This is a genomic window from Halalkalibacter okhensis, assembly GCF_000787375.1.
In the GTDB taxonomy this organism is placed as follows: Bacteria; Bacillota; Bacilli; order Bacillales; family Bacillaceae_D; genus Halalkalibacter; species Halalkalibacter okhensis.
This window is the reverse complement of the sequence record NZ_JRJU01000056.1, coordinates 1-20,758: the sequence shown is the minus strand read 5'-3', so window position 1 is coordinate 20,758 and position 20,758 is coordinate 1. Positions and strand designations below refer to the sequence as shown.

Below are 20,758 nucleotides of genomic sequence, written 5' to 3'. Positions count from 1 at the left end.
GTCGTACCTTTTTCAGTGGCCTTACTATTTTATTGGCTGTCGCCCATTCCTGTGTAAATATTCCTTGTTTTATTAACAGACGTTTCTTTTCCTCCATACAGTTCTTTGCCCTCTGCCGCCCAGAGGAAACCTCTTTGCATAATCTTGGAAACCTCTGGCATGGCTATAATATTTGCTACGTGTCCTAATGAATTATAAAATACACGGCCATATCCCCATCTTTTTGTCCAAACGACCGGCATTTCCACAGCTTTATTAAAAGAATGTGGACCATCTACTACAGGGAAGCGAGTAGTCGCTAACACTTCAACGGCGGGGTCGACATGAAGATAATATTGCTCACTGACTACTTTGAAATCGGATATTCCTTCTAGAAGCGGACTTGAGGAGTGTTTGATGTTAACCATGTATTCCACACCGTCATTCCCGGGATGGGCAACCCAATTGCCTCCAGTCATAAACTGCCAGTCAACGTTATTTCGGAAGGAATCGCACATTCCACCGTGACATCCAGCTAGACCAACTCCACTCATGACTGCTTCTGAGACGTTTAGTGCGTACTTTTTCTCAATCGTTCCCATCGTCCAGTGTGGGACAATTAAATCCAGGGATTTGAGCTTCTCAACGTCTGCATAAGAATCTAGTGTATTGGATATCTCTACGTGAAAATTTGCTTCCTCTAGTAGTCCTTTAAAAAGTTGTGCAACTTGTTCTGGTTCATGGCCATCCCAGCCACCCCAAACGATTAGTGCCTTCTTCATCGAATCACTCCTATTATCAAGTTTATAGTTCAGAAATTTGGACCCAGCGACGTTCATTAATTGATAAATCAACAGCTTCTAATACTTGTTGACAGTTTACTCCATCATAAAAGTTAGGCACGGGCAGTCGATCCTCACGAATAGCTTCCATTAACTCTACAGCTGAATGAATAAATGTATGCTCATAGCCTATCGGGTGACCGGCTGGCCACCAAGCATCAGAGTATGCATGAGGGGGATCGGTTGCTAATACACGACGGAAGCCTTGTACATCGTCTTGATCATCGACAAAATAAACGCTAAGCTCATTCATTCGTTCGAAGTCAAAGATGACACTACCTTTGCTTCCATTAATTTCAAAAGAATTGGTACTCCGGTGCCCAGTAGCAAAGCGAGTAGATTCGAAGCTGCCAAGAGCACCATTACGAAAGCGAGCTAAAAATAACGTCGCATCATCCACTGTTACCGCACCTTTTTGTCCATCTAGATTTCCAGTGGCTGATAATCCAGTCATGTTAGAAGGAAGGGGTCTTTCTTTAATAAATGTTTCATTCATACCGATAACTTCAGTGATCTCACCAATGAGATAGTGGGCCAAATCGATAAGGTGGGCACCTAAGTCTCCATGAGCCCCGGATCCTGCAATATCTTTTTGGAGACGCCATACGAGTGGGAATTCAGGATTAACAATCCAATCTTGCAAAAACCAGGCACGAAAATGATAAATATCCCCTAAACGTCCTTCATCAATTAGTTTTTTTGCTAACATAACAGCAGGAGCGAAACGATAATTAAAACCAATCATATGTTTAACATCCGCTAATTCTACTGCTTCTAACATTTCTCTAGAATCCTTCAATGTAAGCGCTAACGGTTTTTCGCAAAAAACATGTTTTCCTGCTTTGGCTGCCTTAATAGCAATGTCTTTGTGTACATCACTAGGTGCATTAATATCAATCAGATCAAGGTCGTTTCGTTTAAGAAGGTCTTCCCAATTCGTTGTATATTCCTCCCAGCCAAATTGAGAAGCTGCTTGAGCCACACCTTCTTCGTTCCGACCGCAAATAACTTTCATTTGTGGTCGTATGTGCGTTGGGAAAAACATAGGAAGGTCGCGGTAAGCGTGACTATGAGCCTTTCCCATAAATTTATAACCAATCATTCCAATTTTAAGTGTTTCCATTAGTCCATCTCCTTTTCGCTCATTTGGATAGAGTCACGTTCAATAATGGTAACAGGCAAGCGGACTTGAGTGGGGGAATGTATCCCTTCATCTAACATAGCAAGCACTTTCTCAGCTGCTTGTTGACCCATGTCAAATAATGGAACTCTAACTGAACTTAACTGGGGTTTCATCAAACTTGCAATATCGGAATCATCATATCCGATAATGGCGTAGTTTTGACCAACTTGATAACCCAGTTCACTCAACCCATGTATAAGACCAACTGCCATGCGGTCATTGGCTGAAAAAACGGCATCAATCTCTGACATGTAGTTTGCCATTTGTTCAGCAGTTTTAAGGCCACTTGTCCGACTATAATTCCCTTCGAAAAGAAGGTTACTTGAACATGTGATTCCAGCCTCTTTTAAGGCGTCTTTGTATCCAGCAAAACGTTCGTAACTATTTGAAAAGCGCATAGGGCCATTCAAAAAGGCAATTCGTTTTAACCCTTTTTCCACAAGTAAAGATACAGCAGCATAGCTTCCTTCATAATGTTGTGCGTCAATTGAATGAAATGGAAAGTTTGCAAATGTTTGATTGACAAGGCAGTAGGGAAAGCCCTGTTCATGTAGCTTATTCAGCGATTCTGTTTCACCAGGAGTATCTTGTGAACCAAGGATGATCACCCCATCCACCTTTTGTTTGTGAAACAACTGTACATAATCCTTTTTTTCATTTGGCGGTTGAAACAATAGCAGTAAACCATAATCACGTTCTCCAAGTTTCATGCCAATTCCACTTAATATTTCTGAAAAATAGTATGTTGATAATAAGTGAATTTTAGGTAGAAACGGGACGATCACGCCAATGTTCCGACTCTTTCCTTTTGCAAAGCTTTGAGCAATCGCATTAGGATAATAGTTTAATTGTTTAGCTGCATCTAACACCTTACGTTTTGTCTCTTCTCGAAGTGGTGTGACATTGTTGAAAACTCGTGACACAGTTGCTTCTGAGACACCAGCTAATTTCGCAACATCTTTTCGCTTGACTATCCATCTCACCTCCTAATAATCAAAATGTACACGTGTACATTATAAGGAATATTCAGTGAATTTACAATAACTCAACCTTTTTTTGGGAAAAGTATTGAAAAAAAATTAAATTTTTATATAATTAAACTGTATTAAGGTAAATAGTACAGTTAGTGCAGTTAGTACGAAATAATAAAGACATGCTAGAAAGGGGGAAGCCATGTTTCAGTTAGATACACGTAGCCGAAAACCAATCTATGAGCAGTTGGTTGAAAAAATGAAAGAGTTAATCATTCATGAAGTTTATAATCCGGATGAACAACTGCCGTCTGTAAGAGTTCTTTCCCAACAATTAACGATTAATCCGAATACCATTCAAAAAGCGTATCGGGAACTTGAGCATCAAGGCTATATTTATTCAATTCCAGGAAAAGGGAAGTTTGTAGCCCCTCAATCAGAAACGACTAATGAGGAAAAGGTGAAAAAGTTGAAACAAGAACTAATTAAACTGTTATCAGAAGCTATGTATTTAGGGATGGATAAAGAAGATATTTTATCATTGCTTGATATTGCAGAAAAGTCGGTGAAAGGAGGAGAAGAACTTGATTGAAGTGAAGAATGTCAAAAAGGGGTTTGAGGACATCGAAGCCGTCCAAGGTTTCAACCTTCATGTTAAAAAAGGTTCCATCTATGGTCTTCTCGGTTCCAATGGTGCAGGGAAAACGACGTTATTAAAAATGATTGCGGGCATTTATAAGCAGGATTCAGGTGAAATTATGATTGCAGGTGAACCGATTTTTGAAAATATCAAATGGAAGCAAAAGCTTATTTTTCTCGCTGATTCATTATTTTTCTTCCCGAATACAACGATTAAACAAGCTGCTCAGTTTTACAAGAGTATGTACGAACATTGGAATGAAGAGCGGTTTCAAAGTTTAAAAGATGTGTTCAATATTGATGTGAACAAGAAGATTCATCGTTTGTCTAAGGGAATGCAAAGACAAGTATCGTTTTGGCTTACGTTATCAACGATGCCAGAGTTAATGATATTAGATGAACCGTTTGATGGGCTTGATGCTGTGATGCGTCAAAAGGTGAAAAACTTGCTCGTCCAAGATGTCGCTGAGCGAGAAATGACAATTTTAATTTCCTCGCATAACTTGCGTGAAGTAGAGGATCTTTGTGATCAAGTCGGGATCTTGCATCGAGGTCAACTACGAATTGAAAAGGATTTAGATGATTTAAAGTCTGATGTTCATAAAATTCAGGTCGCCTTTAAACACGAGGTACCGCCTGTTTTCTTGCATGGATTTGATATTTTGTATAAAGAAGAGCGTGGAAGTGTCAGGTTGTATATTTTACGAGGAAAGCAGGATAAGGTGATGACTCATATCCAAACGTTTCATCCTGTTTTATTTGATATTTTACCTCTCACTCTTGAAGAGATTTTTATTTATGAAATGAGGGATGTCGGCTATGCTATCGAAAACATTCTCGTTTAATCGGGGGATCGTGATACAAGATTTAAGAAGTGTTGGGTGGGTTTTTGTAGCCTATTTTCTTTGCTTACTTTTTGCATTGCCACTGCAGATCTTGTTGAAATATTCACGAGATGGACATTACCATCATATTTTTATGACGGATTCCACAAGCTTATTTGCAATTTCAAATGCTTTTCAAGTGTTTTTGTTGTTTCTAATGCCTGTGTTGCTTTCTATATTTATTTTTCGATATTTGCAAGTTAAATTAACTAGTGATTATATGCACAGTCTACCTATCTATAGAGGAGCTCTTTACCATTTGCATGTTATTCTTGGGCTTCTACTGTTACTTGTACCTGTAATTTTAACGGGTATCGTCCTATTTGTTTTAGGAAGTGTTATACCTTTGGATGAGATATTATCGATTGGGGCCATTTTAGAATGGGTTGCCATGACTTCATTCTTTAATGTATTTGTCTTTTTCGCTGGTGTGTTTGTTGCAATGCTTACGGGAATGTCAGTATTACAGGGTGCCCTCATCTATATCATGTTTCTATTTCCAGCTGGGATATCGTTACTTGTTTTGATGAACTTGCAAATTTATTGGTATGGATTATCTGCTGATTACTACTTAAACCAAAACGTAGACAAGATTGTACCTTTTATCCGTGTAAATGAACTAACACAAACTCCACTTTCAGGACTAGAACTAGCGGGATATACAATGGTGATTATCTTTTTCTATTTAAGCTCACTGTGGATGTATAGAAAACGAAATGTTGAAGCTGCTACACAAGCCATTGCATTTCGCCCGTTGCAACCTATTTTTAAGTATGGTGTAACATTTTGTGCAATGCTTGTTGGTGGACTATATTTTAGCGCAATGACAAACAATTCTCTTGGTTGGACGATATTTGGTTATGTGACAGCTTCGATAATTGGTTATTTCCTCGCTGTAATGATTTTAGAAAAAAGCTGGCGAGTATTTACGAAATGGAAAGGCTATGCCGTTTATGCGGTATCAGTTGTGATTATTGGGTTGATTATTCAAATGGATGTAGTTGGATATGAAAAAGCGATCCCACAGATTGATGAGATCAATCAAGTTTATTTTGCAGACTCCGTTCATTTCTTAGATGAAGACGAGGAACGGTATACAAATGGATTTGAACAAGAGATTAGGCCGAACTATTTCTATCAAGATGAAGTAAACATTAAAAACATTCACTCGTTCCATGAACAGCTTATTGCTGATAAACCGCTCATTCGAGCAAATAATGAAGAGTCTCGTTTCGTCGTTTTTGGGTATGAATTACAAAATGGAGAAAGGCAAGTAAGACAATATCGAATTCCCGTAGAAGATTACGAGAGTTTATATAAACCAATTGTAGAATCACAAGAGTACAAACAAAATCAAAATCCTGTTCTAGCGGTCGAGGATCTGTCTAAATTAGATCGAATTGCTCTAAACGTACCACAAGGAGGAAAAAGACTGGTTCTAACAGATCCTGAAGAAATGAATGAGTTTCATCAACTATTAAAGGTGGAAATCGAAGAGGAGTCGTATGATGACAGCTTTGAATACCACGCGCCATGGGCGGAGGTTGAATATTTATGGACAGATAATAAAAGGATTCGCTCCCAATGGAAAAAGTCTTACGTTCAAATTGAAGAGTGGCTTGAGCAAAAAGGGGTGTTAGATCAAGCGAGAATTACGGCTGATGACATTTCTCATGCCATTGTCATTAAAAGCGATGAGCATAGTAACATTTATGAATTTATTCATGAAAATAACCTTGATCATACGCTAGAAAGTCGTGATGATACATTAAGAATTAATAATGCAGACCAATTAGAAGAAATTCTGCGATCAACAACTTGGAATAGTGAAGGGACCTATATAGTTGCTTTTTACTATCACCAACATATGTATCCAGACTTTCAGACTTTCCCGGAGGATGACGTTCCTGATTTTATTAAAGAACAATTATAGATGGTTCTAAACGCTAGGAGGGGTAACATGAATATGATAAGCACGAATGGCCAAGAAGAGGATATGGTGATAGAGTGCGATACGTTATTAACTGGAACATTTAATGGGAATCTTACCGTATTACCAGGAGCAAAACTTTGCTTAGATGCTCTATTACATGGTGATTTATATTTAAAGAAAAATTCCATCGTAACCATTCAAAGCACGATCGTAGGAAATATTTATAATGAAGGCGCTAGAGTGGAGTTGATGGGGTTAGTTGAAGGGGAAATGATCGAGGTTTAATCAGGTAGATCGCCTCTTTAGTGACATCATAGTAAGAATAGTAGCACACCCCTAGGAAATGGGACGTGCTACTAATTTTTTTGTTTTTCTGTTCAAATATAGCTGTGCAAGAAGCGGATTCGAAGGTAACGGATGATTTTATACCTAAAAAAGAACAGGGTTGACTACCGAAAAAGGGAGAGGACGAGGAGTTTGGTAGACAAAGAGAAGGGTTGACTACCGAAAAAGGGAGAGAGCAAGGATTTGGGTAGACAAAGAGAAGGGTTGACTACCGAAAAGGGTGGAGAGCAAGGATTTGGGTAGACAAAGAGAAGGGTTGACTACCGAAAAAGGGAGAGGACGAGGAGTTTGGTAGACAAAGAGCAGAGTTGACTACCGAAACCGAGTAGGAGCAAGGGTTTAGGAATCAAAGAGGATGAGTTCCGAAAAAGGTAAGACCGAGAGCCGAGAGCATCACAATCAAAACGCCATAGCTCTATGAAAAGAACTATGGCGGTCGCTTAAAGGCAGTGTAGTCTCAGGTTGGACACCTTTTACATTAACTGCATATAAGTAATACAAGTTTCGTCTCCCTCAAACGTGGAGAGTTCAGACTCAGCAATGTTCCCGTTATGTGTAATCGATACACGGTACGTTTTCTCTCGTGGGAGCCATAGGTCAATAAATCCATTAGCTAGAGATGTCATCGCTTCGTCTATTAATACATGGCCTTCCATATCTTCAATATATACGTCAAATTCTTCATTTACCATTTCTCCTTGACAACCTGTCAAGTTGTGATTGTGTCAAGGATGGGTTTCATTGACGTATGGAGCAATTGATAGGAAAAATTCGTCTTCTGGTAAGTCATAGTTTATTTGACTCCCATCACTATCGGTGATAATAAGTTCATGCGATGTAATAGAAGCTGATTGATTTGTAATATTACCTACACTATAATCATGCACTAATTCTTTAATGTTATCGGCTTCTAGTTCATTTGTTGCCGTATTATTTTCACTATTTCCAGTGAAAAAGTAAACCGCTATGGCAACGAAAACTAATCCGACAAGCGCAGAGATTGTTCGTTTCATTTTGTTATTCTCTCCCTGTCTTTTTCTCTATTTTGTTTCTAAGGTTATTTTATCATAGATATGAAAGAATGCATGGGGAAGTAAGGGCGAAGATATGAACTTTTTAATCTGTATAAACGAGAATAACACCTGAATCCCAGGTGTTATTCTTTAGCTATTGGATAATCGTATGCCTGTAGTAATTACCTCCCCATCCGATCAATCCGATCAACCGATGCCGAAATGGCCCCATCTCCAGTAACGTTACATGCTGTACCGAAACTATCTTGGGCAAGGTATAGAGCAATCATCAGTGTAATCATCGTTTGATCAAAGCCTAGCATAGTTTCTAATAGACCTAATGCAGCGATAACGGCACCACCTGGTACCCCAGGAGCGGCAATCATCGTAATACCTAACATCATAATGAAAGGTAGCACTGCTGCAATGGTAGGTGTGTCTCCCATAAGAAACATAATCGCCATAGAGCAACTGACGAGTGTAATGGTACTACCTGATAAATGAATGGTTGCGAGCAAAGGAACCGTGAAATCGGCAATTCTTTCTCGAACACCCATTTTCTTTGTTTGTCTTAATGTTACTGGTATCGTGGAAGCAGAGGATTGGGTTCCAAGGGCCGTAAAGTAGGCCGGGAGCATTCCTTTCATCATCGATAAAGGATTCTTCCTATTTAACATTCCGCTTCCGGTATATTGAAATAACAACATGACAAAATGAAGAATAATCACTAAGATAAATACTTTCCCAAACACGGACAAAATGGTTTCTACTTGGCCAGCTTTTGACATATTTGCAAAAATGCCAAGGATGTGAATGGGTAACAACGGAATAATGATAGCAGAAATCACTTTTTCAATAATTCCACGGAATTCCACTAGTCCTTTTGTTAATGTGTCTCCTTTTATTAATGTCACGCCTAACCCTAGTAAAAAAGCAAGGAGTAATGCTGACATTACCCCCATAATTGGCGCCATTTCAACAGTGAAATATGAGGGTAGCAGTCCTTCTTCTGGATTTTCGAAAGACGTTAAAAATCCATCTACTTTTAAAATATTTGGGTAAATTATGGACGTAGCAAAAAAGGCAAGTAAACCAGCTGTAATGGTAGAAAGATAAGCGATTCCAGCTGTAATTCCTAAAAGTTTTCCTGCTCCTTTTCCTAATTGGGCAATTCCTGGTGCGATAAATCCAATAATAATTAGAGGAATAATAAAACCAAGAAAATTTCCGAATAAATCGTTGAATGTTGCTAGAATTCGAACAGTCCAATCGGGTGCTAGTTTTCCAATTATAACTCCTAAAATGATTGCCAACACAATGCGAGGCAAAAGTCCAAAACGTTTCATACTTGTTCTCCTAATCTGTAAAAAATTCATCATTATGAGATTATACAATAATTTATTAGAATAGTTAATATATTATTTTATTTTATATTATTTTGATAAAGAGTCTATTCCGTTTTAGAACAAATAACGGTTGTCGAATTTTGAAGATAAATAAAATTCGAAATTAGTTGACAATTAAAATGGTTACACTTACCATAAAACTATAAAATGTAACCGGTTACATAGAAGGTGAACATGATGAAAATGAGAGATGTAGCAAAATATGCAGGAGTATCAGTTGCTACTGTGTCACGTGTGTTAAAAGGAGACAGCAACGTCAAACAGTCAACAAAAGAAAAAGTATTAAAAGCAGTAAAAGAACTAAATTATGTCCCAAATACATTAGCGAGAAATCTAAGTAACATGCAATCTAAAAAAATATTGGTAGTTGTTCCAAAAGTATCAAACTCTGTTTTTTCTAGTGTTTTTCATGGTATACAAAATGTTATTAATGAAAATGGATATCAAGTTATTCTTATTGAAACGTTTAATCGACGAGATAGCTCTGTACCTGAGTTAATTAAAGATCGGACTGTTGAGGGGGCAATCTTGTTATCGGCGATGATGACAGAGGATGAATTTGAAGAAAAGTTTCAAGGCCTTCCTGTTGTATTAGCAACCGATAGTTTAAGAGAAAGGGTTAGATCGACCCCTTCCGTTAGTATTAATAACGTTCAAGCGGCAGAAAAAGCAGTTCATTATCTAGCTAACCTTGGACATAGACGCATTGCATATTTTGGGGGAAGACCGGATGCTTTAGGAGCAAGGGAGAGACTGGAAGGGTACAAAAAAGGCTTTCAACAATATGGCTTACAAATAGATGAAACCCTAATTTTTGAAGGAGATTGGTCACTTAAATCGGGCTATGAATTAGCGAAGCAATTAATGTCACAAAAAAAGCTTCCTACAGCGATTTTTGCAGTTTCGGATAATATGGCCATCGGTGCAATTCGGGCTTTGAGTGAGCAGGGAGTACGAATACCTGAGGACATATCTATTGTTGGTTTTGATAATATTGCAGTTTCTGAATATGTTACTCCAGCACTTACAACGATTGAACAACCGTCCGTTCAGATTGGTGAGAAAGCTGCTGAGATGTTATTAAAAATATTATCTCATCAACCGCTAGAACAAATGCATGTTGAAATAAATAGCAATTTAATCATTCGCAATTCATGTAAAAGAAACAATGAAATTCTTAGAAAGGGGGGATGAACGGGAGTAGCTCTATTTTTCTGGAAACTTTTTAAAAACATTAAGGGAGCGATGGATATGAAAGTAGCAATTCAATTATTTACATTGAGAGAAGCATGCCAAGAAGATTTTGTAGGGACGTTAAAGAAAGTAGCCGAATTAGGATATGACGGTGTTGAATTTGCTGGAAATTGGGGTGGTTTAGAAGCAGAGAATCTAAAGAAAATCCTTGATGATCTTAGTTTAAAAACAGCCGGGAGTCATGTGCCACTGCATATGCTTGAAAATGAATTAGATAACGTAATTGAATTTCAAAAGAAAATTGGTAGTCATTACATTACTTGTCCGTACTTACCAGAAGAGCGTCGGGGCGAGTATTCACAGTTAGCTAACATCTTAACAGAAATCGGGAGGACTTGTGCAGAGAATGGAATTAAATTTAGTTATCATAATCATGCATTTGAATTAGAGGATATAGAAGGTAAGAGGCCTTTAAATGTATTGTTAGATGAATCAAATCCAGAAGTAGTAAATGCCGAACTAGATATTTATTGGCTTACAAAGGCTGGAGAAAATCCAGTTGAATGGATCGAAAAGTATAAAGGAAGAACCCCGCTTCTCCACTTGAAAGATATGACAACCGATCAGGAACAGTTTTTTGCAGAGTTGGGGACAGGTGGTGTCGATCTTGAGAGTTCAATAAGGAAAGGAATTGAATCAGGTGTTGAATGGTTTATTGTTGAACAAGATCAAACGAAGCGAGATCCATTTGAAAGTGCAAAGATAAGCCTTGATTATTTAAGGAATAATTTTATATCACTTAAAATGTAACCGGTTACAATAGTTGGTTGTAAAGTATTGTCACTCTGTCAATCGTTTGAAATGGCTATTTCAATGAGAAAAGGGGACTTAATATGAAAAGAAAACGTTCAATCATCTTCGTTCTTACACTTATTCTCTCAATATTCCTAGCAGCTTGCAGTGGTGGGGCGGGGCAAGAATCATCAACTGACAGCGATAACGATAGTGGTAGTAATTCTACAAATGGTGACAAGATCGTATTAGATTTTTGGCAAATTGATAGTGGTGATAAAGAGGCAGTATACGCAGATGCAGTAAAGCGTTTTGAAGAGAAAAACCCTGGTGTGGAAGTAAACATGTTACGAATACCTAATGATGATTACAAACAGCGTATGGTCGTCGCGATGTCAGGTGGAAATCCTCCAGATGCGTTTGTCTCTTGGGGCGGTGGTTGGCTAAAAGAATTTGCTGATGCGGGTCAGGTCCTTGATTTAACAAATGAGGATATTGATTTTGATATCTTTTTAGAAATGGCGTTAGCTAACTCAACATTCGATGATAAAGTATACGGATTGCCTTTAGGTTTAAGTCAAACCCTATTTTTCTATAACAAAGAAATTTTTGAAGAACATGGTTTAGAAGAGCCGGAAACATTTGATGAATTACTAGCGATTATTGACGTATTAAATGAGAATAATATCATTCCAATTACATTAACCAATCAAACAAAATGGCCGGGTGCTTACTACCTGATGTATTTTGCTGATCGCCTAGGAGGGGAAGATTTATTTCAGAGTGCGTTTAATAGAGATGGAAAAGGATTCGATGATCCTGCGTATGTCAGAGCTGGTGAGTACATTCAAGAGCTAGTAGATCGAGATGCGTTTAACCCAGGATTTAATGGTGTCCCATATGATGCTGGTCAGGGAAGGCAACTATTGTATTCAGAGCAATCGGCCATGATGCTTATGACAAACTCGTTAGTTGTGAATGTGCGCTCAGAAGCACCTGAATTTGAAGAGAAACTAGGTATGTTCGAATTTCCGACATTACCAGATGGAAATGGCGATCCGTCAAACGTAGGAGGATCAGCAAGTCCTGTCTGGTCAGTTTATTCGGGAAGTGACCATCCAGAGTTAGCAGTAGAACTAATTAAAGAGTTATCTACGGTAGAAACAGCGGAAGATTATGTTACACGTACGGGCAGTTTATCTGCGCTAAAAGACATTCAATCTGATGATGTATTTGTACAAAAATTTACAGAAATCGCATCAAGAGCAAACGATATTCACATGCCTTATGACCAAACTCTCCCTCCAGTACTTGCTGAACTTCATAAAGATACAACCCAAGAGTTATTTGGTAAAACGATGACACCTCAAGAAGCGGCAGATCTCATGGAACAAAAAGCAAAAGAGGAATTAGATTAAGAGATACTTAGAGGAGAGTACTTTCTCTCCTCTATCTCTAAAAAGGAGGGAATGGCTTTGAAGAGAGTAATTCAAACGGATACAACGATTAATCTTGATATAAAGAAGAATAATCGTAAGAAAACAAAAGCGATTCTTCTTTTCGTCTTACCAGCACTTCTCGTTTACTCAGTCTTTATCCTTTATCCAATATTCGCAACATTTAACTATAGTATGTATAACTGGAATGGGGTTCAGGCACAGAAGACATTTATCGGTCTTGAAAATTATACCACCTTGTTTTCAGACTCAACCTTTTGGCAAGCACTGAAAAACAATATGCTCCTTGTTTTGGTGTCAGTGTTTATTCAGATTCCGCTCGGATTAGTAATGGCTTTAGTTCTTTTTAGCCCGATTATGGGGAAGAAATGGTTAAATGTCATTTACTTCTTGCCATATTTGATGTCGACGGTTGCCATTGGTTTGCTTTGGATTTTTATGTATGACCCGATAAATGGTCCAGTCAATCAAATAGTTCAAATGTTTGGGTTTAATGCTATTCCTTGGTTAGCAGATAAAAATACAGCAATGTTGGCTGTTTTACTCGTAATTGTTTGGCAGTTTTCACCTTTTTATATGATTTTATTTAAAGCTGCCATGGTCGGAATTCCTGATGAGTTATATGAAGCTGCAAGCATTGATGGAGCAAGTGGAACCCAAAGGTTTTTTTATATTACATTGCCAGCACTCATCCCTACATTTGTAACGTCCTCTATTTTAGCGATTGTAGGGTCACTAAAAGCGTTTGATATATTCTATATTATGACTGGTGGTGGGCCAGGTGGGGCAACAGAAATACTCGGAACTTATATGTATAAGCAAGGATTTATCCATTTTAGTATGGGTTATGCAAGTACCATTGCTGCAGTCATGTTCTTGATCGCATTTGTCTGCGTCATTATTATTCAGATCATTGAACATCAACGAAAGAAGCGGGGGTTATTTACATGAATCCATTACAGTTAATTAAGAGAGTTCTATTATACGTACTGGCTATCTCGCTTTTGATGTTTACGTTCTATCCGTTTATGTACATGATAGGCACATCTTTTAAAAGCATGAATGAGTTTTTTGTAAATCCATTTTCGATCCTACCTGATTCATTTACAATCGAACATTATTTCTCTGTTTTTGATATGGGATTAACAACGTATTTTCTAAATAGCATAATCATTACAGTTTCTGCGGTCGTTATTACGGTTATGATCGCATCCCTAGCGAGTTATCCGTTAAGTCGGATAAAGTTTCGCTTGAATCGTCCATTGTTTCTCCTTTTTGTTGCAGGAATGATGTTACCAATTCATGCGACCTTAATTCCGATTTTTGTTTTGACTCAAGGAATGGGCATCTATGACACGCTCCTTGCTTTACTTGGGCCTTATGTTGCATTTAGTTTACCTATTTCCATATTTATTTTGACGCAATTTATGCAGGACATTCCTAAAGAGTTAGAAGAGGCGGCTCAAATAGATGGAGCTAATCATTGGAAGATTTTTTGGAAAGTAATTTTTCCTAACGTCGTTCCAGCGATTTCAACGATTGTTATCTATAACTTTGTGTTTCTCTGGACCGAGTTTGTTTTTGCGCTTATTCTCATCACAAGTCCAGGTAAGATGACATTGCCTTTGGGGTTACAGAATTTCTATGGGGAATTTATGATTAATGTTCCTGGTTTAATGGCTGCGTTAACTCTTGCAAGTTTACCGGTGCTGTTACTATTTATCCTAGCTCAAGAACGTGTTGTAAAAGGTCTGACAGGTGGTGCGGTGAAAGGGTAACAACCTAGGTAATAGGAAGAAATGGGGTTTACTACTGTGAGAAAAGTTAAAGTAGGCATCGTTGGTTGTGGAAATATTAGTGACATTTATTTTGAAAATCTTGTAAGGTTTAGTGTGTTAGAGGTTGTTGCCTGTTCCGATCTTGATAGCGACAAAGCCTATCATGCAGCCGAAAAGTTTCAAGTTAAGAATGTATTTACAGTGGAAGAAATGTTGAGGAGTAGTGAGATCGAGCTCATTATTAATTTAACCCCTCCAAGCGCTCATGCCTCCCTTTGCCTGGATGCGCTCAACGCCGGTAAGCATGTCTATGTTGAAAAACCAATTGCTGTCACACTTGAAGATGGCAAAAAGGTATTGAAATTGGCAAAAGAAAAGGGACTGTTAGTCGGTTCGGCACCGGATACCTTCCTTGGCGGTGGGATTCAGATGTGTCGTAAATTGTTCGATGATGGTTGGATTGGAAGGCCAGTTGCAGCGAATGCCTTCATGATGGGACATGGACCAGAAGGGTGGCACCCGAATCCAGAGTTTTTTTATCAAGAAGGTGGAGGGCCTTTATTTGATATGGGACCTTACTATATAACAACGTTAATTTTCCTCTTAGGTTCTATTCGCCGTGTAACAGCTTCAGCGAGTGTTTCATTTCAAGAAAGAACAATAAAAAGTGAGCCACATTATGGGAAGAAAATTCAAGTTCATACTCCGACACACATTTCTGGGGTTTTAGATTTTGAAGAGGGAGCAGTGGGTACTTTAGTGACGAGCTTTGATGTGTGGGGCTCTCAAGTTCCACGAATTGAAATTCATGGGACGGAAGGAACGCTAAGTGTACCTGACCCTAATCGGTTTGGTGGACCGATTTTCTTAAAAAGACCTGGTGAAAGTGATTGGGAAAAGATCCCTATCTTATTCGGTTTTACTGAAAATAGTCGCGGAATCGGGCCGGCTGATATGGCTGAAGCGATTGTCATGAATCGGCCTCATCGAGCAAATGGAGAATTGGCCTTTCATGTTTTGGAAACGATGCATGGATTACTAGAGGCCTCAGAATGGAATCGACATTATCTACTTAAAAGCACCTGTACAAAACCAGAACTCGTTCCACATGTAGGCTTCTTACTAAATTAAATAAGATTTTTAGGAGGAATCTCAATGGAAAAGATAAGAGTAGGAGTAATTGGTTGCGGAAGTATCGCACAAAAACGTCATCTACTTGAATATGCAAGTAATGATTTAGTAGAAATAGTAGCCGTCTGTGATCTAAATGAGCAACGTGTTAGTGATGTTGCCATGCAGTACGGAGTAAAAGCTTACACCGACTATAAAGAACTATTAACCAATATAGAAATAGATGCAATTAGTGTATGTCTACCAAACTATCTACATGCTGAAGTATCGATTGCTGCGTTAAATAGCGGGAAGCATGTGTTATGTGAAAAACCAATGGCAACTTCAAAAGAAGAAGCTGAAGCGATGATTGCAGCTGCTGATGAGAATGGAAAAAAATTAATGATTGCTCATAACCAGCGCTTTGTTTCTTCACATGAAAAGGCAAAAAAGCTGATTGCTGCTGGTGAAATCGGAAAGGTATATAGCTTTCGCACAACATTTGGTCACGGTGGACCAGAACGTTGGAGTATCGATGGGAAGGGAAGCTGGTTCTTTAGGAAAGAGCAAGCATTTATTGGCGCTATGGGGGACCTGGGTGTTCATAAATCAGATTTGATCCGCTACCTCCTAGGCAAAGAGGTAGTGGAAGTAGGTGCAATGGTTGAAACCAATGCTAAAGAGGAAACCTCAGTTGATGACAATGCTGTTTGTATTTTGAAGTTAGAGGATGGGATTATCGGAACACTGACAGCTAGTTGGGCGTACTCTCCGCAGTCTGATAATTCAACTGTCATTTACGGAGAGAAAGGGATTATTCGTTTAGAGGATGACCCGGATTATTCATTAATTCTGCAATATAATAATGGAGAAACGATCAAGTACGAATTACCCCAAATCCAGTCAAATGAAAAAGGAAGACAAACAAAGACACATGTAATTGATCATTTTATTGATTGCATAGTAGACAATACACTATCCCCTGTTTCTGGCGAAGAAGGATTTAAATCTCTAGCTGTAATTTTAGCGGCATTAAAATCTAAAGAAACGAAAACGATTGTTGATCTGAAGCAACTCCTTCAAAAAGAGAAAGGAATCAAACTATAAACTTAATTCATCAAACATTCGCTAAACATGACAGTGTTTAAAAAGGAGAGATTATGTTTTCGAAAGAGATCTTTGTTCTCATGCTAAGTGCATGGAAACAAAGATTTTTTTTTTGGAAAGGAATTCCGTATTTCCGGAATCGGTATTCAATATCTTCCAGAAAAACGGAATATTCCGTTTTTCCGGAAGGATAAAGACAGGTGGTAAGAGGGTATAAATTCAAATTATAAATAATCCAAAATAAAAAAATGTAAGCGTATTCTTTTGGTAAAGAGATTTTACAAGTTTAAAGAGTGTTTTTTTAAAGTAAAGTTCAAAAGTTGGCACAAAACTTGCTTTATTATAGGTGAGTGTGAAAAAACCTCAGCCGTGCTCAAATGCCCTTTACCAATTAGATAGGGGGAGTAACAAGTATTGAGAGATATGAAAAACTATTTAATGTGAAAATTGAGGAGGAAATAGAGATGGAAAAAAAAGTAACGTTTATTACAGGGGCTGCAAGTGGAATTGGCTATCAAATTGGGGAAGCCTTCCTTAAAGATGGTTATCGAGTTGTTTTTACAGATATCAATAAAGAAAAAGTAAATGAAGTTACAGAAAACTTAAGAAAAGAAGGATTGGACTGCTTAGGGTTAAAGGTGGATGTGACAAAAGAAGAAGACTTAAAAGCGGCAATTGATACAACCGTTGAAAAATACGGAAGATTGGATGTTCTTTTTAACAATGCAGGGCTGCAGCATGTGTCACCAATTGAAGAATTTCCAACAGATAAGTTTGAATTCATGATTAAAGTGATGCAAATCGCTCCATTTGTCGCGATGAAGCATGTATTGCCGATTATGAAAAAACAAGGGTTTGGTCGGATTATTAATATGGCTTCCATCAATGGGGTAATTGGATTTGCTGGAAAAGCTGCTTATAACAGTGCGAAACATGGCGTAATTGGGTTAACCAAAGTTGCCGCGCTAGAAACGGCTGAACACAACATCACGGTAAATGCCTTATGTCCAGGCTATGTTGATACACCGCTTGTTCGTGGACAATTTGAAGACTTAGCTAAAACTCGTAATGTTCCAGTAGAAAAAGTAAAAGAAGAAGTATTATACCCATTAGTACCACAAAAACGATTGTTATCTGTTCAAGAAATTGCTGATTATGCTCTTTTCCTAAGCAGTGAAAAAGCAAAAGGTGTCACGGGCCAGGCAGTCTTATTAGATGGAGGCTATACGGCACAGTAATAACAGTGTAACGATCAAGTCATAGTCAACATGAAGAAAATTTCAAGATGATGGGGTGGAATAATGATTGGTATTATTTTAGGTTTAATTGTATTAATGACGCTTGCATTTATGGGATGGTCGATCATTTGGGTCGCGCCTATTGCAGCTGGTGTCGTAGCGCTAACGGGTGGCTTGGATCTGCTAGATGCATACACCAATACGTACATGAGCGGTTTTGTTAACTTTGCAAAACAATGGTTTCCGGTATTTATGTTAAGTGCTATTTTCGGAAAATTAATGGAAGATACAGGGATGGCCAAGTCAATTGCTGTTGTTTTATCGAAATTAATGGGAACAAAACGTGCGATTTTAGGGGTTATTTTATCTTGTGCGGTATTAACTTATGGGGGAATTAGTTTATTCGTTGTTGTCTTTGCGGTGTACCCTCTAGCATTATCTTTATTCAGAGAGGCAAATATTAGTAGAAGGATTATGCCTGCTACGATTGCATTAGGTGCTTTTACCTTTACGATGACAGCGCTTCCAGGTACGCCGCAAATTCAAAATCTAATTCCAATGCCTTACTTTCAAACGAATGCCATGGCAGCTCCGATAATGGGGATTGTTTCGGCTCTAATTATGGCTATTGGTGGATATTTTTATTTAATCTGGCGTCAAAAACAGCTTGCGGAAAAAGGAGAAGGATTTACTGAACCAAAAGATACGAGCATGTTAAATGTAGAAGGGGATTCCCCGAATGTATTTTTATCTTTATTGCCACTACTTACCGTACTTCTAACATTAAATTTATTGGAGTGGCACATTGTTGTGGCTTTACTTTCTGGAATTCTATTAATCTTATTATTAAATATTACGAAAATAAAAGGATTTGTAAAATCGATCAATAGTGGTGCAACTGGTTCGATTATAGCGATTATTAATACGAGTGCAGCCGTTGGTTTTGGGACAGTAGTGCAAGCGGTACCAGGTTTTAAGAAGTTGACCGAGATGTTAATGAATGTTCCAGGTAACCCGCTTATCTCTGAGGCAATCGCTGTTAATTTATTAGCTGGGGCAACAGGATCAGCTTCAGGGGGAATGGGGATTGCCCTAGAAGCATTAGGAGATCAATATTATCAAATTGCATTAAATACGGGGATTAGCCCAGAGGCCTTTCACCGTATAGCATCCCTGTCCTCAGGAGGGTTGGATGTTCTGCCCCACAATGGTGCGGTATTAACATTGCTTACGATTACGGGATTGTCACATAAAGAAAGCTATAAAGATATTGCTGTAGTTGCGATTGTTATTCCAATTATTGCTACGGTTGTTGCCATCGCGTTAGCGGCTATGGGAATCTATTAATATTTTAGTGAAGGAGCTGTTCTATAGGGGCAGCTTCTTCGCATTTTCTACTATGTTATAATGGTTCTACTGATTGGAGGAGAAATCATGAAACTAGAAATGAGAGGGCTTTCAATTGATTGGTTAATTGAGATTATTCATTTATGTATCGAACGAATCGTCATAGTGGATCATAATGGCATTATTGTTTATATAGATGAGGCATATTGCGAGTTTATAGGAACGACTTTTGATGATGCGGTTGGCCGTCCAGTTCAAGAAATCATTGAAAATTCACGAATGCAAATTGTTGCAAAAACTGGTGAAAAAGAAATTGAACACCTTCAACCGATTAATGGCAGTGTGATGATTGCCAATCGCTACCCCATTTTTATAGACGGAAAATTAGTGGGGGCAGTAGGGACAGTTATTTTTCCTGATCCAGATAACTTACGACATTTTAAAAATAAGATGAGCAATTTATTGGAAGAACTGAATTTTTATAAAAATAAAGCCGTTAATGAATTAACAAGCAAATATTCATTTGATGATTTAATTGGTAATAGCCAAGCGTTTATCGAGGCAAAAGCACTAGGAGAGAAGGTTGCTGGGAATGAATCGTCTGTATTAGTAACAGGCGAGTCTGGTACTGGTAAAGAATTATTTGCTCATGCCATTCATCAAAACAGCATGCGTAGTCATTTTCCTTTTATAGCTATTAATTGTGCTTCAATTCCTGAGGTGTTGTTCGAATCAGAGCTCTTTGGTTATGAGGACGGAGCTTTTACTGGAGCAAAAAAGGGAGGAAAGGAAGGGCTATTTAAGGTAGCAAATAAGGGGACGGTTTTCCTTGATGAAATTGGTGATATGCCTCTCTCTATGCAAAGTAAATTATTGAGGGCCTTACAGGAAAAAGAGATACAACCTGTTGGAGGGCAAAAAACCATTCCGATTGATTTGCGAATTATTGCAGCGACGAACCGAGATTTAACGAAGATGGTAGAAGATGGGACGTTTCGTCAAGATTTATATTATCGACTAAATGTCATTAACATAGAAATTCCTCCTCTTAGAGATCGCAAAGAAGATATCGCAGCTATTTCAAAAAAACTATTACAAAAGCTTGAAAGAAAATTTTATCGAAAGGGGACTGTTTTATCACCTAAAGTGGTAATGAGGCTAGAAGGACATAAGTGGCCAGGGAATGTTCGGGAATTAGAAAATGTTCTAGAGCGTGCGATTAATGTATTGGATGGAACGGTTATAAAATCTGAGCATTTGCCTTTATATATCAGAGATCAAGAAATTAACCAACGTGAAGAAGAATTTTCTATGGCTGAATCAACTAGTACTCTAGACTTGCCGGCAGTAAAACCACTTAAAGTAACCATAGCCCGAGCAGAAAAAAGGGCGATTACACATGCGCTTGAGATAGCTGGCGGTGATAAATTAGCGGCGGCAAAGTTACTTGGGATTGGTAAAACGAGTTTTTATGATAAGTGTAAGATCTATGAAATAAGATAAAAAAGCTCCTCCTCAATAGTGAAGATTGAGGAGGAGC

At 38.2% G+C, this 20,758-nt stretch carries 19 protein-coding genes; 14 read left to right on the top strand and 5 right to left on the bottom strand.

Going from position 1 to position 20,758, the window contains the following annotated elements; all coding sequences use genetic code 11:
- Window positions 1–29 precede the first annotated feature (29 nt).
- The 3 genes from LQ50_RS22515 to LQ50_RS22505 are packed head-to-tail and all read right to left on the bottom strand — an operon-like array spanning window position 30 to window position 2,978.
- On the bottom strand, window positions 30–761 hold the full coding sequence (locus tag LQ50_RS22515) for a ThuA domain-containing protein (RefSeq protein WP_034633816.1): 732 nt from the start codon (window positions 759–761) through the stop codon (window positions 30–32).
- A 22-nt stretch (window positions 762–783) separates the two neighbouring features.
- The gene (locus LQ50_RS22510) at window positions 784–1,944 is read right to left on the bottom strand and encodes a Gfo/Idh/MocA family protein (protein WP_034633814.1); all 1,161 of its coding nucleotides are present in this window, start codon (window positions 1,942–1,944) and stop codon (window positions 784–786) included.
- Complete coding sequence (locus LQ50_RS22505) at window positions 1,944–2,978, bottom strand: LacI family DNA-binding transcriptional regulator (RefSeq protein WP_034633819.1); 1,035 nt, start codon at window positions 2,976–2,978, stop codon at window positions 1,944–1,946. The genes LQ50_RS22510 and LQ50_RS22505 overlap by 1 nt, the downstream gene beginning before the upstream one ends.
- A gap of 199 nt (window positions 2,979–3,177) precedes the next feature.
- On the opposite strand from LQ50_RS22505, the gene LQ50_RS22500 reads away from it, so the two are divergent.
- Genes LQ50_RS22500 through LQ50_RS22485 form a run of 4 tightly spaced genes read left to right on the top strand, consistent with a single transcriptional unit; the run spans window position 3,178 to window position 6,716 of the window.
- Window positions 3,178–3,567, top strand: coding sequence for a GntR family transcriptional regulator (locus tag LQ50_RS22500; RefSeq protein WP_034633812.1), 390 nt, complete (start codon window positions 3,178–3,180; stop codon window positions 3,565–3,567).
- Window positions 3,560–4,459 (top strand): ABC transporter ATP-binding protein, encoded by a 900-nt coding sequence (locus tag LQ50_RS22495; RefSeq protein WP_034633810.1) that lies wholly within the window; start codon window positions 3,560–3,562, stop codon window positions 4,457–4,459. The genes LQ50_RS22500 and LQ50_RS22495 overlap by 8 nt, the downstream gene beginning before the upstream one ends.
- On the top strand, window positions 4,434–6,431 hold the full coding sequence (locus LQ50_RS22490; RefSeq protein ID WP_034633808.1) for a DUF6449 domain-containing protein: 1,998 nt from the start codon (window positions 4,434–4,436) through the stop codon (window positions 6,429–6,431). The genes LQ50_RS22495 and LQ50_RS22490 overlap by 26 nt, the downstream gene beginning before the upstream one ends.
- A 27-nt stretch (window positions 6,432–6,458) precedes the next feature.
- Entirely contained in the window at window positions 6,459–6,716 is a 258-nt protein-coding gene (locus LQ50_RS22485) for a hypothetical protein (RefSeq protein ID WP_034633806.1), read from the top strand.
- 533 nt (window positions 6,717–7,249) lie between these two features.
- Here the strand turns inward: LQ50_RS22485 and LQ50_RS25090 are convergent.
- Window positions 7,250–7,789 carry a CueP family metal-binding protein gene (locus LQ50_RS25090; protein ID WP_202595407.1) on the bottom strand — a complete coding sequence of 180 codons (540 nt, stop codon included), beginning with the start codon at window positions 7,787–7,789 and terminating at the stop codon, window positions 7,250–7,252.
- Between the two features lie 182 nt (window positions 7,790–7,971).
- Window positions 7,972–9,135 (bottom strand): dicarboxylate/amino acid:cation symporter, encoded by a 1,164-nt coding sequence (locus tag LQ50_RS22470; protein WP_034633802.1) that lies wholly within the window; start codon window positions 9,133–9,135, stop codon window positions 7,972–7,974.
- A gap of 237 nt (window positions 9,136–9,372) precedes the next feature.
- Between LQ50_RS22470 and LQ50_RS22465 the strand changes: the two genes are divergently transcribed.
- From LQ50_RS22465 to LQ50_RS22420, 10 genes are all read left to right on the top strand, one after another.
- Entirely contained in the window at window positions 9,373–10,389 is a 1,017-nt protein-coding gene (locus tag LQ50_RS22465; RefSeq protein ID WP_052144918.1) for a LacI family DNA-binding transcriptional regulator, read from the top strand.
- 51 nt (window positions 10,390–10,440) lie between these two features.
- Window positions 10,441–11,199 carry a sugar phosphate isomerase/epimerase family protein gene (locus LQ50_RS22460; RefSeq protein WP_034633799.1) on the top strand — a complete coding sequence of 253 codons (759 nt, stop codon included), beginning with the start codon at window positions 10,441–10,443 and terminating at the stop codon, window positions 11,197–11,199.
- Between the two features lie 83 nt (window positions 11,200–11,282).
- Window positions 11,283–12,599 carry an ABC transporter substrate-binding protein gene (locus LQ50_RS22455; RefSeq protein ID WP_034633797.1) on the top strand — a complete coding sequence of 439 codons (1,317 nt, stop codon included), beginning with the start codon at window positions 11,283–11,285 and terminating at the stop codon, window positions 12,597–12,599.
- Window positions 12,600–12,656: 57 nt separating this feature from the next.
- A complete protein-coding gene (locus tag LQ50_RS22450) occupies window positions 12,657–13,589 on the top strand; it encodes a carbohydrate ABC transporter permease (RefSeq protein ID WP_034633795.1) in 933 nt (310 codons plus the stop codon).
- Window positions 13,586–14,416, top strand: a complete 831-nt coding sequence (locus tag LQ50_RS22445; protein ID WP_034633794.1) for a carbohydrate ABC transporter permease — start codon at window positions 13,586–13,588, stop codon at window positions 14,414–14,416. Before LQ50_RS22450 ends, LQ50_RS22445 begins: the two co-directional genes overlap by 4 nt.
- A 36-nt stretch (window positions 14,417–14,452) precedes the next feature.
- Window positions 14,453–15,547 (top strand): Gfo/Idh/MocA family protein, encoded by a 1,095-nt coding sequence (locus tag LQ50_RS22440; protein ID WP_202595406.1) that lies wholly within the window; start codon window positions 14,453–14,455, stop codon window positions 15,545–15,547.
- Between the two features lie 24 nt (window positions 15,548–15,571).
- The gene (locus LQ50_RS22435; RefSeq protein ID WP_034633789.1) at window positions 15,572–16,633 is read left to right on the top strand and encodes a Gfo/Idh/MocA family protein; all 1,062 of its coding nucleotides are present in this window, start codon (window positions 15,572–15,574) and stop codon (window positions 16,631–16,633) included.
- A gap of 464 nt (window positions 16,634–17,097) precedes the next feature.
- Window positions 17,098–17,871, top strand: a complete 774-nt coding sequence (locus LQ50_RS22430) for a 3-hydroxybutyrate dehydrogenase (protein WP_034633787.1) — start codon at window positions 17,098–17,100, stop codon at window positions 17,869–17,871.
- A gap of 63 nt (window positions 17,872–17,934) precedes the next feature.
- The gene (locus LQ50_RS22425; RefSeq protein ID WP_034633784.1) at window positions 17,935–19,218 is read left to right on the top strand and encodes a GntP family permease; all 1,284 of its coding nucleotides are present in this window, start codon (window positions 17,935–17,937) and stop codon (window positions 19,216–19,218) included.
- 87 nt (window positions 19,219–19,305) lie between these two features.
- On the top strand, window positions 19,306–20,721 hold the full coding sequence (locus tag LQ50_RS22420; protein WP_034633782.1) for a sigma-54 interaction domain-containing protein: 1,416 nt from the start codon (window positions 19,306–19,308) through the stop codon (window positions 20,719–20,721).
- Window positions 20,722–20,758 lie beyond the last annotated feature (37 nt).

Bases quoted from the DNA above. Each gene is read 5' to 3' on its own strand.
- LQ50_RS22485 (WP_034633806.1), top strand. From the start codon at position 6,459: ATGAATATGATAAGCACGAATGGCCAAGAAGAGGATATGGTGATAGAG.
- LQ50_RS22500 (WP_034633812.1), top strand. From the start codon at position 3,178: ATGTTTCAGTTAGATACACGTAGCCGAAAACCAATCTATGAGCAGTTG.
- LQ50_RS22455 (WP_034633797.1), top strand. From the start codon at position 11,283: ATGAAAAGAAAACGTTCAATCATCTTCGTTCTTACACTTATTCTCTCA.
- LQ50_RS22510 (WP_034633814.1), bottom strand. From the start codon at position 1,944: ATGGAAACACTTAAAATTGGAATGATTGGTTATAAATTTATGGGAAAG.
- LQ50_RS22470 (WP_034633802.1), bottom strand. From the start codon at position 9,135: ATGAAACGTTTTGGACTTTTGCCTCGCATTGTGTTGGCAATCATTTTA.
- LQ50_RS22465 (WP_052144918.1), top strand. From the start codon at position 9,373: ATGAAAATGAGAGATGTAGCAAAATATGCAGGAGTATCAGTTGCTACT.
- LQ50_RS22430 (WP_034633787.1), top strand. From the start codon at position 17,098: ATGGAAAAAAAAGTAACGTTTATTACAGGGGCTGCAAGTGGAATTGGC.
- LQ50_RS22515 (WP_034633816.1), bottom strand. From the start codon at position 761: ATGAAGAAGGCACTAATCGTTTGGGGTGGCTGGGATGGCCATGAACCA.
- LQ50_RS22445 (WP_034633794.1), top strand. From the start codon at position 13,586: ATGAATCCATTACAGTTAATTAAGAGAGTTCTATTATACGTACTGGCT.
- LQ50_RS22435 (WP_034633789.1), top strand. From the start codon at position 15,572: ATGGAAAAGATAAGAGTAGGAGTAATTGGTTGCGGAAGTATCGCACAA.
- LQ50_RS22460 (WP_034633799.1), top strand. From the start codon at position 10,441: ATGGATATGAAAGTAGCAATTCAATTATTTACATTGAGAGAAGCATGC.
- LQ50_RS22420 (WP_034633782.1), top strand. From the start codon at position 19,306: ATGAAACTAGAAATGAGAGGGCTTTCAATTGATTGGTTAATTGAGATT.
- LQ50_RS22490 (WP_034633808.1), top strand. From the start codon at position 4,434: ATGCTATCGAAAACATTCTCGTTTAATCGGGGGATCGTGATACAAGAT.
- LQ50_RS22425 (WP_034633784.1), top strand. From the start codon at position 17,935: ATGATTGGTATTATTTTAGGTTTAATTGTATTAATGACGCTTGCATTT.